General features: G+C 71.8%; 13 protein-coding genes. 7 read left to right on the top strand and 6 right to left on the bottom strand.

Annotated features, from left to right (window positions below):
* Positions 1-27 precede the first annotated feature (27 nt).
* The gene (locus BGP73_RS20655) at positions 28-924 is read right to left on the bottom strand and encodes a methylenetetrahydrofolate reductase (RefSeq protein ID WP_079127724.1); all 897 of its coding nucleotides are present in this window, start codon (positions 922-924) and stop codon (positions 28-30) included.
* A 908-nt stretch (positions 925-1,832) separates the two neighbouring features.
* Between BGP73_RS20655 and BGP73_RS20650 the strand changes: the two genes are divergently transcribed.
* Positions 1,833-2,267 (top strand): VOC family protein, encoded by a 435-nt coding sequence (locus BGP73_RS20650; protein ID WP_069817157.1) that lies wholly within the window; start codon positions 1,833-1,835, stop codon positions 2,265-2,267.
* Positions 2,268-2,422: 155 nt separating this feature from the next.
* On the opposite strand, the gene BGP73_RS20645 is transcribed toward BGP73_RS20650, so the two are convergent.
* Positions 2,423-3,262 carry a helix-turn-helix domain-containing protein gene (locus BGP73_RS20645; protein WP_244501295.1) on the bottom strand — a complete coding sequence of 280 codons (840 nt, stop codon included), beginning with the start codon at positions 3,260-3,262 and terminating at the stop codon, positions 2,423-2,425.
* A gap of 439 nt (positions 3,263-3,701) precedes the next feature.
* Here BGP73_RS20645 and BGP73_RS23230 point away from each other — a divergent pair, with 439 nt between their 5' ends.
* Positions 3,702-4,427, top strand: a complete 726-nt coding sequence (locus tag BGP73_RS23230) for an SDR family oxidoreductase (RefSeq protein WP_170837903.1) — start codon at positions 3,702-3,704, stop codon at positions 4,425-4,427.
* Between the two features lie 163 nt (positions 4,428-4,590).
* Here BGP73_RS23230 and BGP73_RS20635 read toward each other — a convergent pair whose 3' ends face one another.
* The gene (locus BGP73_RS20635; RefSeq protein ID WP_069817155.1) at positions 4,591-5,337 is read right to left on the bottom strand and encodes a VOC family protein; all 747 of its coding nucleotides are present in this window, start codon (positions 5,335-5,337) and stop codon (positions 4,591-4,593) included.
* 260 nt (positions 5,338-5,597) lie between these two features.
* Between BGP73_RS20635 and BGP73_RS20630 the strand changes: the two genes are divergently transcribed.
* On the top strand, positions 5,598-6,422 hold the full coding sequence (locus tag BGP73_RS20630; protein ID WP_069817153.1) for a sulfurtransferase: 825 nt from the start codon (positions 5,598-5,600) through the stop codon (positions 6,420-6,422).
* Positions 6,423-6,526: 104 nt separating this feature from the next.
* Here BGP73_RS20630 and sepH read toward each other — a convergent pair whose 3' ends face one another.
* Both sepH and BGP73_RS20620 read right to left on the bottom strand, forming a co-directional pair.
* A complete protein-coding gene (gene sepH, locus BGP73_RS20625; RefSeq protein ID WP_079127723.1) occupies positions 6,527-7,594 on the bottom strand; it encodes a septation protein SepH in 1,068 nt (355 codons plus the stop codon).
* 419 nt (positions 7,595-8,013) lie between these two features.
* Positions 8,014-9,285: an MFS transporter gene (locus BGP73_RS20620; RefSeq protein ID WP_069817149.1), complete on the bottom strand. Its 1,272-nt coding sequence runs from the start codon at positions 9,283-9,285 to the stop codon at positions 8,014-8,016.
* A gap of 312 nt (positions 9,286-9,597) precedes the next feature.
* On the opposite strand from BGP73_RS20620, the gene BGP73_RS20615 reads away from it, so the two are divergent.
* On the top strand, positions 9,598-10,740 hold the full coding sequence (locus tag BGP73_RS20615) for a ferrochelatase (protein ID WP_069817147.1): 1,143 nt from the start codon (positions 9,598-9,600) through the stop codon (positions 10,738-10,740).
* An 11-nt stretch (positions 10,741-10,751) separates the two neighbouring features.
* Positions 10,752-11,582 carry an inositol monophosphatase family protein gene (locus BGP73_RS20610; RefSeq protein WP_069817145.1) on the top strand — a complete coding sequence of 277 codons (831 nt, stop codon included), beginning with the start codon at positions 10,752-10,754 and terminating at the stop codon, positions 11,580-11,582.
* Between the two features lie 84 nt (positions 11,583-11,666).
* On the opposite strand, the gene BGP73_RS23225 is transcribed toward BGP73_RS20610, so the two are convergent.
* The gene (locus BGP73_RS23225) at positions 11,667-11,840 is read right to left on the bottom strand and encodes a hypothetical protein (protein WP_170837902.1); all 174 of its coding nucleotides are present in this window, start codon (positions 11,838-11,840) and stop codon (positions 11,667-11,669) included.
* 299 nt (positions 11,841-12,139) lie between these two features.
* Between BGP73_RS23225 and BGP73_RS20605 the strand changes: the two genes are divergently transcribed.
* On the top strand, positions 12,140-12,793 hold the full coding sequence (locus BGP73_RS20605; protein ID WP_069817143.1) for a response regulator transcription factor: 654 nt from the start codon (positions 12,140-12,142) through the stop codon (positions 12,791-12,793).
* Positions 12,794-12,799: 6 nt separating this feature from the next.
* The gene (locus BGP73_RS20600) at positions 12,800-14,044 is read left to right on the top strand and encodes a sensor histidine kinase (protein WP_069817141.1); all 1,245 of its coding nucleotides are present in this window, start codon (positions 12,800-12,802) and stop codon (positions 14,042-14,044) included.
* Positions 14,045-14,162 lie beyond the last annotated feature (118 nt).

The following is a 14,162-nucleotide window of genomic DNA, read 5'->3' as shown; positions in this document are numbered from 1 at the left end:
CGGACCCCGGCGCGGGTGGCACGGCGGTCAGGACAGGCGGGCGAGCCAGGACTGCCGCCAGGCCTCCGTGCTGTCCAGGTCGTTGAACGTGAACACGTGAAAGCCGTGCAGGTTGTTGTCGGCCGCGCCGAAGGCGGGGGTGAGCCGCTCGATCAGCTTGTTGGGGCTGTAGCCGCCAGGGAGGAAGAACCGCCAGAGCATGTTCTGCTGCTTCTTGAGGAACCGGGCCGACTGCCCCAAACCGAGGCCGGCCGAGACACGGATCAGCTTCTGCCGGCTTATCGCGCCCGGGATGCCCACGCGTATCGGCAGATCGACACCGCGTGCCCGCACCGCCCGGGCCCAGCGGATCGTGGTGTCGGCGTCGAAACACAGCTGCGTGATGACGTGGCCGGCATGCGGGGCCTTGTCCTCCAGCGCCTTCTCGATCAGGTCGTCGCTGATCTTCCCGTGGCCCTCGGGGTAGCCGCCGATCCCCACGGAGACGAAGGGGTGCCCCACCTTCTGGAGGCTTTCGAGCAGGCTCAGGGCGTCCGGGAAGGCCCCCGCCGGCTCGGCGGCGTCTCCGCCGATCACGAAGATCCGGTCGACGCCGGACTCCCGCAGCCGCGAGACGATGTCGGTGAGGTGTGCCTCGTCGCGAACCAGGCGCGCCGCGACGTGCGGGGCCGCACGGTATCCCTGTTCACCCAGCCGGCTCGCCAGTTCGAGGGTCGGTTCCAGTCCCTTGGCCTCGGTCGTGGTCACCGTCAGCGCGACGTCCGTGGGGACGTGTGCCAGCACCTTCTCCTCGGCGCTCTTGAACGGCAGGATCTCGTACGTGGCGTTGCGCAGCGCGTCCGCCACCGCTGCCCTCGCCGGCCGGGCGGACGAGCGGCTCCCGGTACGGGGGGTGGATTCCTGGGCGTTTCTCACCGACGTCATCACTTGCTCCGTTGATGGGTGCGGGCGAACTTGACATGAGGGGCGGGGGCGACGGTCGGCAGGATGTCCTGAGAGCCGTCCTCCGGGGGCGCCCCGCAGCGCACCCGGGGCGGGGTGATCGGCCCTGCGCCGGTCCTCATACGCGCCGAGGCCGGAGTTCCGGCTCGGGGAAGCCGACCGGTGGTCTCCGGAGAAGCGGTGAGCGCTCGGGCCCGCGCCGCAGCGACGCCGCCCGGCACGTCGACCAGGCACCTGGTGCGGGCCGTGGCCACCGGGCACTCCGAAGCCATGATCGTGTACGAACCCTTCCGTGCGTCCTGCTGTGTCGGGCATCCGGGGTGCGGGTTGGAACGGCTCTCCCAACATCGACTCCGGACCTGCTAAGACGCTAGGAGGCCGCGCTTCACCCGGGATCACGCGGATGACCGGACCTGACCTTGGCGACCGTCGCGGCCGTCCCGGGACAAGTGACGTAGGCCGGAGCGAGGGGGCCCCATTACCCCCCGATGACCTGCGGTTATTACGTTCCGTGTGGCGGCCTTCTGGCGAGGCCGGGCGGCGGTCGGTCGGGGGTCGCCCAGGTGCCGGTGGACGCGGTGCCGCGGCTCGGCCGCTCCCGCGAGACCGGCCCCTGGCGGACTCCTCCATAGTGCCCGACCGCCGGGCGCCGGGACCGGGCCCCTTCCCGCACGACGCGCCGCCGCCCCCCGTCGGCCGTGCTCCCCGGTACCCGAGCCGGCCCAGCGGCCCGCCGCGCAGCCAGGCCCCGGCACCGGCCGAGGAGGCTCGTACTCGTCACCCCACGGCTCAACGGCAAGGCGCGACCCGGGAGTTGGCCGGACGTGTTCAGGCCCCGACGAGGGACCCCACCGTGGAGACTGAGGGCCAGGTGCTTCTACGATGGCCCGATGAAATCGATCAGACAGGTCCAGGTCACCTTCGACTGCGCGGAACCTGAGCGCGTCGCTCGCTTCTGGTGCGAGGCGTTGGGCTACGTCGTACCCCCGCCACCGGAGGGGTTCGCCACCTGGGACGACGTCGATCGCGCGCTGCCACCCGAGCGGCAGGGGGCAGCGTTCGCCTGCGTCGACCCCTCGGGGGCGGGCCCGCGCCTGTACTTCCAGCGCGTCCCCGAAGGGAAGGTCGTCAAGAACCGGGTGCACCTCGACGTACGGGTCGGCACCGGGCTCGTCGGTGAGGAACGGTTGACCGCACTCGAGGCCGAATGCACCCGGCTGGTCGCGCTCGGCGCGGTACGCGTGCGACTCCTGACCGCCGATGAGGAGAACGAGTCGTGTCTCGTGATGCAGGACATCGAGGGCAACGAGTTCTGTCTCGCCTGACTGCCCGGGAACCCGCACGCATGTGAGTCGACCGGCGCGCTTCGCCATCACGGGGTCGCCCGCCCGCGGCGTCGCCCCGACGGTCCTGATCCGTTCCTTCGCTCCGTGAGTGGGAGTCGGTACGGGAACGCGCCGACCGCGTCAACGGAGGGCCGTCAGCCACGGAACCGGGAGAGAACCTCGGCCGCGTCGGACTGCCCGCGTGCCAACGGACGGGTCCGGCCGGCACGGTCCTCTGACCTCCACCACTCGGCGAGCCGACGCAAGCCGGTGTCCGCGGGGGAACCGGGCTCGGCGGTGTAGACCACCAGCGACTGGTCGCTCGAGTCGGGCACACCGAACGCTTCGAAGACCAGGTCCAACCGCCCCGCCACGGGGTGCTGGAGAGTCATGCCTCCATGTGGACTGGCCCAGACCTGGTGCTCCGCCCATATCTCGTCGAACTCGCGGCAGTGCTGGGACAGCTCACTGACCAGGCGGGCGAGTTCCGGATCGTCCCCGTACATGCCGGCGTGCGCGCGGAGCCCGCCCACCACATCCCGCGCCTTCTTCTCCCATGGATGCCACAGATCGCGTGCCGTGTCATCGAGGAAGAGCAACCGTGCCATGTTCCGCCGTTCGGGCGGGAGTTCGTCGAGGTCGATCATGAGCAGGGCGCTGGCCAGATCGTTCCAGGCAACGATGTCCGTGCGCTGCCCCAGTACGTACGCCGGGGTGTCGGTGAGAGAGCCCAGCAGCCAGTTCACGCTCGGGCGGACCCGGTGTCCGGCGGTGGCCCGCCGTGGTCTCCGGGACGGCTTGGCCAGGTGGTACAGGTAGGTTCGTTCGGTCTCGTCCAGTCGCAGAGCCCGGGCGACAGCGACCAGTACCCCCTCTGACACGTTCCGTAGACGCCCCTGTTCGAGGCGTGTGTAGTAGTCGGCGCTGATCCCCGCGAGCTGTGCCAGTTCCTCGCGCCGGAGCCCCGGCACCCGACGCCGGCCGGTGCCGGTCATCGGTAGTGCTGTGTCCTCCGGGCGGATCCTCGCCCCCGTGAGCGCAGGAAGTCCGTCAGCTCGGAGACGGTTCCGGTCATGCCCCGCAGTGTCGCACGGCCGGTGGAAGTCGATCCTGGTTCTGCCGAACCCAGGCAAGCAGGTCAGAGGTTCAACCCGGTCCTGGCTGAATGCCCGACACTCCTCAAGGCTTCCTGGGGAAAGAGTTCGGCAATCCACAGGAGTGAACAGTGAACGCTCATGCACTTCGCCCCCTAAGGGTTGTCCCGTAATCCCCGGTGGATCAGCGCACGACGGCAGATGCGGTACATCGCAAGGCGGAGGGACGTCCCGATACTGGGCGTATCAGGATGTTCCGACAACGCGGCGAGGTGCCGTAGCTGTCGTCGTGCGCCCACCAGGGATTACGGGACAACCCTTAGCCGGCCGAGTCGCCGCGGTGACCGGTGCCTCCGGAGGGATCGGAGCAGCGGTCGCCAGGCTACTGGCGGACCAAGGGGCGAAGGTGGCGCTGCTCGCGCGCCGTGCGGACCGGCTCGACGACATGGCGCGGCAGATCAAGGCGTCCGGTGGGGAAGCCCTGCCGGTGGTCACGGACGTCACCGATCCGGATGCCCTCTCTGCTGCGAGCGACCAGGTCCGTCAGACCCTCGGGCCGACGGACCTGCTGGTGAACAGCGCGGGGACGCTGGTGGTCGAGATGGCCGAAGGAGGCGACTTCGCCCGGTGGGAGGAACTGATCGATGTCAACGTCAACGGGGTCATCAGGAGCATTGACGCCTTCCTGCCCGACCTGCTGCTGGCAGGCTCCGCCGGTAAGCCCTCCGACCTGGTCGTGGTCTCCTCGATCTCCGCCGACGTGGTCAATCCGCTCATGGCCGCCTACGGGGCTTCGAAGGCGGCGACCAGTCATCTGTCGGCCAACCTCCGTGCCGAGCTGGGCCCCAAGGGGGTGCGCGTCACGGCGGTGGAGCCGGCCGTGGTCGAGACGGACCTGCTCAAGCAGGCCAACGCCCCGATGTACGACCAGTACATGACGCAGCCGTTCAGCAGTGTCAAGGTACTCCAGGCGGAGGACGTCGCCCAGGTCGTGGCGTTCGCTGTCGCCCAGCCCCAGCATGTCAACCTGTCACGGGTCACCGTCTACGCCACCCGCCAACCCTGATTCAGCCAGGGGCGTTGAGGGGCCATCATGTTCAGCGTCGACGAGCCCGGATCCCTGGCGTGTGCTGCCGCGTGCCGCTGGCGCTGTGACCGGAAGGGCCTCCCGGCACACCCTTCCGGTCACAGCGGAAGCGCTGCGTCCCCGACCCCGCCCGCCGGGACCGTCAGTCCGCGGGCTGGAGCACCGTGAAGACCGCGCCCTCGCGATCGGCTACGGTGGCCGAGATTCCGGCCGGAGCCTCCCGGGGCTGCTCGACCACCCGGCCGCCGAGTTCGGTCGCCCGGCGCAGGGTGGCCGCCACATCCGCCACCTCGAAGTGGGTCATCCAGTGCGGCCCCCGGTCCGGGGGCAGTTCGCCGCCGACACCGTTGACCTCGGCCACCGCGCGGCCGTCCACCCGCAGGGTCAGTTGCTCAGGCCCGCTGGCGACCGCCTCCAGGCCGAAGACCACGGCGTAGAACTTGCCCACCCCGGTGGTCTCCAGGGTGGTCAGCGAGTTCCACACCGGGGTGCCAGGCCCGCCGCCGGATCGCGTTCCCCGCCGTCCCTCCTGCCAGACGCCGAACACGGCGCCGAGCGGGTCCGCGGCGATGGCCACGCGGCCGGCCTCTCCGACGTCCAGCGGGCCGACCGCCACCGTGCCGCCGCACGCGCGGACCTGTTCGGCGGTCACGTCGGCGTCGTCTGTGGCGAGATACGTGGTCCACGCGGCCGGAAGCCGCCTCTCGTCGGGGAACTCGCCCATACCGGCGACCTCGCAGCCGTCGAGCAACGCGCTGACGTAGGGACCGGGGCTGAAGGTCCAGCCGAACAAGCCGTTGTAGAACTCCTCGCTCGACGCCAGGCGGTGCGTCATCAGGCTGACCCAGCAGGGTGTTCCCGGTGTACGCCGGGGCGCTACCTCCGTCATTCGTCAACTCTCCTCATGTGTCGGGGGCCATCGACGCTCTCAGGCCTTGGCCGCCCCGACCAGATGTTGTCACCATCTGTAGTCCAACACACACGGACCGCGCCCGAGTTGCCCGGGCTTCCGCGGAGGATGCCCGGAAAGCTGCGCCTCATCCGCTCAACCAGTATGACAGTCCGATACTCATCGTTCGACTGTCCGGATTTCGGTTCTCGCCGTCCTGTCCACGCCTCCCGGACACGCCACTGCGCGAGGATGGCGTCATGAACGCCATCATCACCGCGGCCGACCTCCTGGCCGAGCCCGCCGACCGGGCCCTGCTCGACGTCCGCTGGCAGTTGGCCGGTACCGCCGGTCGCCCCGCCTATCTGCGGGGACACATCCCCGGCGCGGTCTACGTCGACCTCGACACGGAACTCGCCGGGCCGCCCGGGCCGTCCGGCCGACACCCGCTCCCGGACCTGGAGACCTTCGGAGCCGCCATGCGCCGGGCCGGGGTCTCGGCGGACCGCGAAGTCGTCGTCTACGACGGCGGCCAGGGCTGGGGTGCGGCGCGCGCCTGGTGGCTGCTGCGGTGGAGCGGCCACCGCGCGGCCAGGGTGCTCGACGGTGGCCTGCCGGCCTGGACCGCGGCAGGAGGACGGCTGTCCACCGAACCGCCGGCACCGCCACCCGGGGACTTCGTCCCCGCACCGGGCCGGGGCCTGCTCACCGCCGAGGAGGCGGCCGAACGAGCCCGCGGCGGACTGCTCCTGGACGCCAGGGCGGCAGAGCGCTACCGCGGTGAGACCGAGCCGCTCGACCGGGCCGCCGGGCACATCCCCGGCGCGGTCTCGGCCCCCACCACCGAGAACGTGTCAGCGGACGGTCGGCTGCGTCCCGCCCCCGAACTCGCCGACCGCTTCCGGGAACTGGGGGCGCGCCCGGGCACCGCCGTGGGCGTCTACTGCGGGTCCGGGGTCTCGGCGGCGCACCAGGTGCTCGCACTCGAAGTGGCGGGGATCCCGGCCGACCTGTACGTGGGCTCGTGGAGCGAGTGGTCGGCCGACCCCGATCGGCCGGTGGCGACCGGCGCCGAGCCCGGATGAGACCCGGCGGTCCGGCCGCACGCTGAACCGCGGGAATCCCGGCCCTGAGGGGGCGGCTGACGGCGAGCATGAAGCGGTTCCGCGGGCCCGGCCCGCGGAACCGGTCAGTCCTGCTTCTTGCGGCGGGTGCCGAAGACGATCTCGTCCCAGCTGGGAACCGCCGCCCGGCGCCCTGGGCGGACGCCGTCGGCCTCCGCCTGGCGGTCGGTCGTGCCCTTCAACCGGTCGGCATGGCCCGAGACCGACCGCGGCATCAGCACGTCCGCGTAGGCCGACCCGGCGCCCGCCGCCGCAGCGGGCTCCTGGGTCTCGGGCTCCTTAGCCGGCACCTCGCCGGAGTCCACCCGCGAGGGGGAGGTCTGCTCCGGCACGACCATGTCGCCGCGGAAGCTCGGGACCGCCTCGAGCAGGCTGGTCAGCGAGTCCCGCTCGCCGGCCGGGTTCTCCTCCGGGCCCGCCTCGGGGGAGGGGGACCGCGAGCGCTCCGGCGCCTCCGACCGGTCCAGCGGCCGGTCGCGCGGCAGCCGTGCGATCCGGGGTACGAACGGCATGCTCGGCTCGGGGGTGTCGTCGGCCTCGCCGATCAGAGCCCGTGCCTCGTCGTCCACCGCCTGTACCAGACGCCGCGGCGGATCGTAGGTCCAGCTCGCCTCGTGCGGTTCCCCGGCGACCCGGTAGACCAGCAGCACCTCCCAGGTGCCGTCGTCCCGGCGCCAGGAGTCCCACCGGACGCTCTCCCGCTCCGCGCCACGGAGGATCAGCCGCTCCGCCACGGCCTCACCGAGCTGCGGTCCGGTGCTCTCGCCGGGGCGCCGCACCGGGGTCTTGCGCGCCCGCTCCGCCATGAAGGCACGTTCGGCGAGCACCGGTCCCTCGAAGCGCCGCACCCGCTCGACCGCGATCCCGGCAGCCTGGGCGACCTCCTCCGCGGAGGCGCCGGCTCGTATCCGGGCCTGGATGTCGCGGGGCCGGAGATGGCTCTCGACCTCGATCTCGATCTGCCCGAGTCTGGCCCGGTCGTTACGGACCGCGGCCCGTAGCCGCTCATCGATCGGAAGGGTGTACTCGGTGCTGTCCGCAGCCTTCAACACCAGCCGTGTGCCGTCGTTGCTGACGGCCACGACACGCAGTTCGGGCATGGGGACCTCCCGGGTGGTGCCTGCCGACGTCACGTGCGTCGCTGCTTCCGCTAGACGAGTGTGGCCTGCCCGGGTGCAGCCTGCCACAGCATTCCCGAGTCGTCCGGCGTGTCGGGTCTGGGACTCGATGCGCCGTGTTGGTGCGGTACTTCGCAACAACTCTGAGTGACCATACCCCGTCGTCCCGTTCCGTACCCGATCCGCCGAGGCTCCGCCGGTCGGAGTGTCACCTCAGGCCCCTCTCCGGGCAGTTCGGGCAGGTTGAACGGCTACCGGAGTCCGGGCTCGCCACAGTACTCCATACGGCCCACATCGGTGGACCCGCCGCGCCGCCGAAGCTCCTCCGGCGATCCCCGTCGAACGGGTGAAATTCGGGCGCGGTCAAGGGAGTTTCACCGAACCTCCGCAATCGAGGGCGGTCGCGCCAGCCCCGGACCACACGGCCGGTCGCCTCAGCCTCCGCCGGTCCTGCCCAGCGAGGTCGTCGAAGGCCCGTCAGGGGTACCCGAGTCGCGTTGCACGCCGAACCCTTCGGTGCGGTGCGGCGGCCGCAGCAGCTTCCGGTAACCCAGGAACGCCACCCCGGCCGCGAGCACTCCGGCCACGACAGGCACCGAGTACGCGGCACGCGCCCCGGCGTTGTCGACGACCCAGCCGCTGACCGCCGCACCGATCGACACGCCGACCGCGATGCCGGTGCTCGTCCAGCCCATGCCCTCCGTGAGCTTCGACCGGGGCACGTGCTCGGCCACCAGGCCCATGCTGGTCACCAGCGTCGGGGCGACGGACATCCCCGCCAGGAAGAGCGCGCAGGTCAGCAGCGGGAGACCGTCGACCAGCCGGAGCGGGATCATGCTCACGGCGAGCACGTTCACCCCCAGCAGCCATCGGCGGGCCGCCGGCCCGCGGAGGTGCAGCAGGCCGAAGACCAGCGCGGCGAGGCAGGAGCCCAGCGCGAACACCGCCAGCACCAGGCTCGCCGCACTCTTGCGGCCAGCCTCCTCGGCGAAGGCGACGGTCACCACGTCGACGGAGCTGAAGATGACGCCCACCGCGACGAAGGCCGCCACCAGCACCCGCAGCCCCGGGGAGCGCAGCGCCGAGCCGCCGCCGTGCTGCTCGCGCGGGTGCGGCGCCGGTTCGGTGGCGCGCTGCGCGGTGAGCGTGAAGACCCCTATGGCGAGGAGGACTCCGGCCAGCAGGGGGCCCGCCTCGGGGAACCAGACGGTGCACAGCCCGATCGAGATGATCGGTCCGAGGATGAAGCAGAGCTCGTCGACGATCGACTCGAACGAGTACGCGGTGTGGAGCTCGCGGGGCGCGTCCTCGAGGATCGCCGCCCACCGGGATCTGACCATCGCCCCCAGACTCGGCATGCAGCCGCTGCCCATGGCCGCGGCGAAGAGCATCCAGTCCGGCAGCCGCAGCCGCACGCAGACCAGCAGGACCGTCAGCGAGGCGAGCGCGACCAGTACGGCGGGGCGCAGCACCCGGCGCTGGCCGTGGCGGTCCACGAGCCGGGCGATCTGCGGTCCGAAGGTGGCGGTCGACAGTGCGAGCGTCGCGGCCAGGGCACCGGCGAGCGCGTACCGTCCGGTGAGCTCGGAGACCATGGTGATGACGCCGATGCCGAGCATCGCGATCGGCATCCGGCCCACCAGGCCGGACGTGGAGAACCCCCGGGTGCCCGGGCGGGCGAAGATGGCGCGGTAGGGACTGGGCAAAGCGGCTCCGAGGCTGTGACCTGCTGGTCGATCCGGCTGGGCGGCAAGAGCCGAACCGGTACCCCCCTCGGCCAAGGGCCGCCCGCCTCCGCCCCACTCTACGGGGGCGCCGTCATCCCCGGCGGCCGAACTTCTGCAGCCACAGCACCTCGGCGTTCGGAACATCCGGGACCCCAGTACCGGGGGTCTCCCGGCCTCGCGGAGACGCCGCGCGCCGGACCACCGCGGACGACGGGCCGGCCGCCGCGGCGGGAGGCCCGGCGGACGAGTCACCGGTTTTCCCCCACGTGGGCCGGGTGGCAGGATCGAGGCATGTCCGATCAGTCACTCTCCGCTCCCTACGACGCCCTACTGCTGCTGTCCTTCGGCGGCCCAGAGGGCCCTGACGACGTGATCCCCTTCCTGGAGAACGTCACCCGAGGCCGCGGCATCCCGCGCGAGCGGCTAGAGGAAGTGGGCGAGCACTACTTCCTCTTCGGCGGAGTCAGCCCCATCAACGAGCAGAACCGCGAACTGCTGGCCGCCCTCCGTCGGGACTTCGCGGAGCACGGCCTCGGGCTGCCGGTCTACTGGGGCAACCGCAACTGGGCGCCGTACCTCACGGACACCCTGCGCGAGATGGTCCAGGCCGGGCACCGCCGCATCCTCACCTTCGTCACCAGCGCCTACGCCTCCTACTCCGGCTGCCGGCAGTACCGGGAGAACCTCGCCGACTCGCTCGCCGCGCTGGAGGCCGAGGGGCTGCCGGTGCCGCGGGTGGACAAGCTCCGGCACTACTTCAACCACCCGGGATTCGTGCGGCCCATGGTGGACGCCACGCTGGCGGCGCTCGACCGGCTGCCGGCGGAGGTCCGTGCCGGAGCCCACCTGGCCTTCGCCACCCACTCCATCCCGACCGCCGCGGCCGACACCTCGGGACCGGTTGAGGAGCACGGCGGGGGCGGCGCGTACGTCGCGCAGCACCTCGAGGTCGCGCGGCTGATCGCGGAGGCGGTGGCCGAGGAGGGCGGGGTGGAACACCCCTGGCGGCTGGTCTACCAGTCGCGCAGCGGCGCCCCGCACATCCCCTGGCTGGAGCCGGACATCTGCGACCACCTGGAGGAGCTGCACCGCTCGGGAGCGCCCGCCGCGGTGATGGTCCCGATCGGTTTCGTCTCCGACCACATGGAGGTCCGCTACGACCTCGACACCGAGGCCATGGGGGTGGCGGAGAAACTGGGGCTGCCGGTGACCAGGGCGGGCACGGTCGGCGCGGATCCGAGGTTCGCCGCCGCCGTCCGGGAACTGCTGCTGGAGCGGGCCACGACGGAGCGTGGAGCCGTCGAGCAGCGGTGCGCCCTGGGGGCGCTCGGCCCGGACCACGACGTCTGCCCGGTGGGCTGCTGCCCGGCCCGCGTCGCCCGACCGGCCGCCGCCGGCGCCGACGACCCGTTCGTGAGCGGGGGCACCCGGTGAGCAGGGCGGAGATGAACGGCGTGCACCGGACGACGACCGGTACGGATGAGGCGCTTGAGGACGAGCTGCTCACCCTCGCCCTGGAGGCGGCCCGGCGGGCCGGCGCCCTGCTGGTCGAGGGCCGGCCGGCCGACCTCGGCGTGGCGGCCACCAAGAGCAGCTCCATCGACGTGGTCACCGAGATGGACCTGGCCTCCGAGAAGCTGATCACCGGCTACCTCTCGGAGCGGCGGCCGGAGGACGGCTTCCTCGGCGAGGAGGGGGCCAGCTCCGAGGGGAGCAGCGGGGTCCGCTGGGTGATCGACCCGATCGACGGGACGGTCAACTACCTCTACGACCTGCCCTCCTGGGCGGTCAGCATCGCGGCTGAGGTCCAGGGCGAGGCCGTGGTCGGAGTGGTGGCCGTACCGATGCGCTCCGAGACCTTCCGCGCGGTCCGCGGCCGGGGGGCGTACCTGGGGGAGCGCCGCCTGGCGGGCCGGCCGTCGCCCGCCCTGGAGCAGGCGCTGATCGGCACCGGTTTCGGCTACCTCGCCGACCGCCGCGCCGCCCAGGCCGAGGTGCTCCGCTCCCTGCTGCCGCGGGTGCGGGACATCCGGCGCGGCGGCGCGGCCGCGGTCGACCTGTGCGATGTGGCGGCCGGCCGGCTCGACGGCTACTACGAGCGAGGTATCAACCACTGGGACTACGCGGCCGGCGCGCTCATCGCCCGGGAGGCGGGTGCGCTCACCGGCGGGCGTCCCGGGGCGCCGCTCTCCGACGATCTCGCCGTGGCGGCGCCGCCGGGGGTCTTCGAGCCGCTCCAGGGGCTGCTGGAGGAGCTGGGGGCCTGGCACGACTGACCGGACGGCCCAGGGGGCCGCAGCGGACGGGGGACGCCCCGGTACCTTCCTGGCACCGGGGCGTCCCCCGTCGACCGTGGCGGGTCAGGATCGCAGGGAGCCGACCTCCACGCCGTGCTCGGCCGCGAGCCGGTGCAGGTCGTCCAGCTCCGCCTGCTCGACCTCGGCGAGGAACTCGTCGCCCGACTCACGAGCGCGGATGAGGTCGGACTCGGTGCTCTTTATGCGCTGCAGAAGTCCTGCGGTGAACGCGTCCATGTTGCGCCCCCTCGTCGGTGGATCGGTTGGCACGGGGGTGTGCCGACGGTGGTGATCACGCGCCACCTGGGCGGGGGCGGCAACTCATGGCATGCCGCACACAGGGCGTGATCTCGGATGGAACTGGTCATCCCCACACGCTGCCGCCGGGAAACCTCCGGAGCCGGGCGGACTGGGATTCCCCCACCCCTCGGCGTTCCTCCCTTACTCCCGGTTTACGACCGGTGGAGGCAGGATGGAAGGCGTAAGAGGAAGAACCATCACGCCTGATCACAGGCGTTTCCGGGAGGGAAGGCGCCGTGCGCGTACTCGTCGTCGAGGACGAGCAGCTGCTGGCCGACGCGGTGGCCACCGGCCTGCGTCGGGAGGCCATGGCCGTGGACGTGGTGTACGACGGCGCCGCCGCGACCGAGCGCATCGAGGTCAACGACTACGACGTCGTCGTCCTCGACCGGGACCTGCCGCTCGTCCACGGGGACGACGTCTGCCGTCGGATCATCGAGCTGGGGTCGCCCACCCGGGTGCTCATGCTCACCGCCGCCGGCGACGTCAGCGACCGGGTCGAGGGGCTGGAGATCGGAGCCGACGACTACCTGCCCAAGCCTTTCGCCTTCAGCGAGCTGACCGCCCGGGTACGCGCCCTGGGGCGGCGCACCACCGCCGCGCTGCCGCCCGTGCTGGAACGGGCCGGCATCCGGCTGGACCCCAATCGGCGCGAGGTCCACCGGGACGGCCGGCTGGTGCAGCTGGCGCCCAAGGAGTTCGCGGTGCTGGAAGTGCTGCTGCGCAGCGCCGGCGCCGTCGTCTCGGCCGAGCAACTGCTGGAGAAGGCCTGGGACGAGAACACCGACCCGTTCACCAACGTCGTCCGTGTCACCGTGATGACCCTCCGCCGCAAGCTCGGCGAGCCGCCGGTGATCATCACCGTCCCCGGCTCCGGCTACCGGATCTGATCCCAGATGGCCCACACCCCGCTTCCCGCACCTCCACCGGCCCCGCCGAAACCGACCTGGAACCCCGCCGGTCCGGGCCGCCAGTTCCCCTGGCTGCGCCCCACCATCCGGATACGGCTCACCCTGCTCTACGGCGGGATGTTCCTCATCGCCGGCATCCTGCTGCTGGCGATCATCTACCTGCTGGCCGCCCAGGCGCTGCGGCAGGGCAACGACCTGCCCTTCAAACTGCTCGGCGGCAGCGTCCGGAACACCAGCAGCACCTGCCCGCAGCTCACCTCCACCGAGAACGTCGACCAGTTCAACGCCGCGTTGGACGTCTGCATGGACAGCCAGCGGCAGCTGGCCCTGGACGGGCTGCTGCGCCGCTCCCTGCTGGCGCTGCTGGGCCTGAGCGTGCTCGCCTTCGCCTTCGGCTACGCCATGGCGGGCCGGGTCCTCTCCCCGCTGGGCCGGATCACCCGCACCGCGCGGATGGTGGCCGGTTCCGACCTGTCCCGGAGGATCGAGCTCGACGGTCCGGACGACGAGCTCAAGGAGCTCGCGGACACCTTCGACGAGATGCTCGACCGGCTGGACCGGGCCTTCGACGCACAGCGCCGTTTCGTGGCCAACGCCTCCCACGAGCTGCGCACCCCCCTGGCGATCAACCGGACGCTGCTGGAGGTGCAGCTCGCCGACCCGCAGGCGCCCCCGGAGCTGGTCCAGCTCGGCAGGACGCTGCTGGCCACGAACGAGCGGAGCGAACAGCTGGTCGAGGGGCTCCTGCTGCTGGCCCGGAGCGACAACGAGATCGTCGACCGCAAGCCGGTGGACCTCGCCGAGGTGGCCTCGCAGGCCGTGGAGCAGGTCCGTGCCGAGGCCGAGGCGAGCGGTGTGCGGCTGCACGGGGAACGCTCCCGGGCCGTGGTGTCGGGCAACGGCGTGCTGCTGGAGCGGATCGCGCTGAACCTCGTGCAGAACGCCGTCCGCTACAACACGCCGGACGGCTGGGTGGAGGTCAGTACGGCCGCCCAGGCCGGCCAGGCGACGCTGGTGGTCGCGAACACCGGGCCGGTCGTCCCCGCCTACGAGCTGGACGACATCTTCGAGCCGTTCCGGCGGCTGCGCACCGAGCGCACCGGCAGCGACAAGGGGGTCGGCCTCGGTTTGTCGATCGCCCGCTCGGTGGCGCGGGCGCACGGCGGGCGGATCACCGCCGATCCGCGGGAGGGTGGCGGGCTCGTGATGCGAGTCACCCTTCCGGTCTGAGATGCTTGCCCGGGACGGGTTCGCTTTGAGCGGAATTCGGGGGGCCGTTCCCGTAAGGACTGTGTGTAATCGATCACAGAGACGAGTCACCGATCAGGTGCTCCGAGTTCCGTAGCGC

Source organism: Streptomyces sp. TP-A0874 (assembly GCF_001748085.1).
Taxonomy (GTDB): Bacteria; Actinomycetota; Actinomycetes; order Streptomycetales; family Streptomycetaceae; genus Streptomyces.
The sequence above is the reverse complement of the archived record's forward strand: the minus strand, read 5'-3'. Positions and strand labels throughout refer to the sequence as shown.

What these genes read in the sequence shown, in the direction of transcription:
- BGP73_RS20635 (WP_069817155.1), bottom strand. Translation starts at nt 5,337, where the DNA reads ATGACGGAGGTAGCGCCCCGGCGTACACCGGGAACACCCTGCTGGGTC.
- BGP73_RS20655 (WP_079127724.1), bottom strand. Translation starts at nt 924, where the DNA reads ATGACGTCGGTGAGAAACGCCCAGGAATCCACCCCCCGTACCGGGAGC.
- BGP73_RS23225 (WP_170837902.1), bottom strand. Translation starts at nt 11,840, where the DNA reads ATGGACGCGTTCACCGCAGGACTTCTGCAGCGCATAAAGAGCACCGAG.
- BGP73_RS20600 (WP_069817141.1), top strand. Translation starts at nt 12,800, where the DNA reads ATGGCCCACACCCCGCTTCCCGCACCTCCACCGGCCCCGCCGAAACCG.
- BGP73_RS20615 (WP_069817147.1), top strand. Translation starts at nt 9,598, where the DNA reads ATGTCCGATCAGTCACTCTCCGCTCCCTACGACGCCCTACTGCTGCTG.
- BGP73_RS20610 (WP_069817145.1), top strand. Translation starts at nt 10,752, where the DNA reads ATGAACGGCGTGCACCGGACGACGACCGGTACGGATGAGGCGCTTGAG.
- BGP73_RS20645 (WP_244501295.1), bottom strand. Translation starts at nt 3,262, where the DNA reads ATGACCGGCACCGGCCGGCGTCGGGTGCCGGGGCTCCGGCGCGAGGAA.
- BGP73_RS20630 (WP_069817153.1), top strand. Translation starts at nt 5,598, where the DNA reads ATGAACGCCATCATCACCGCGGCCGACCTCCTGGCCGAGCCCGCCGAC.
- BGP73_RS20650 (WP_069817157.1), top strand. Translation starts at nt 1,833, where the DNA reads ATGAAATCGATCAGACAGGTCCAGGTCACCTTCGACTGCGCGGAACCT.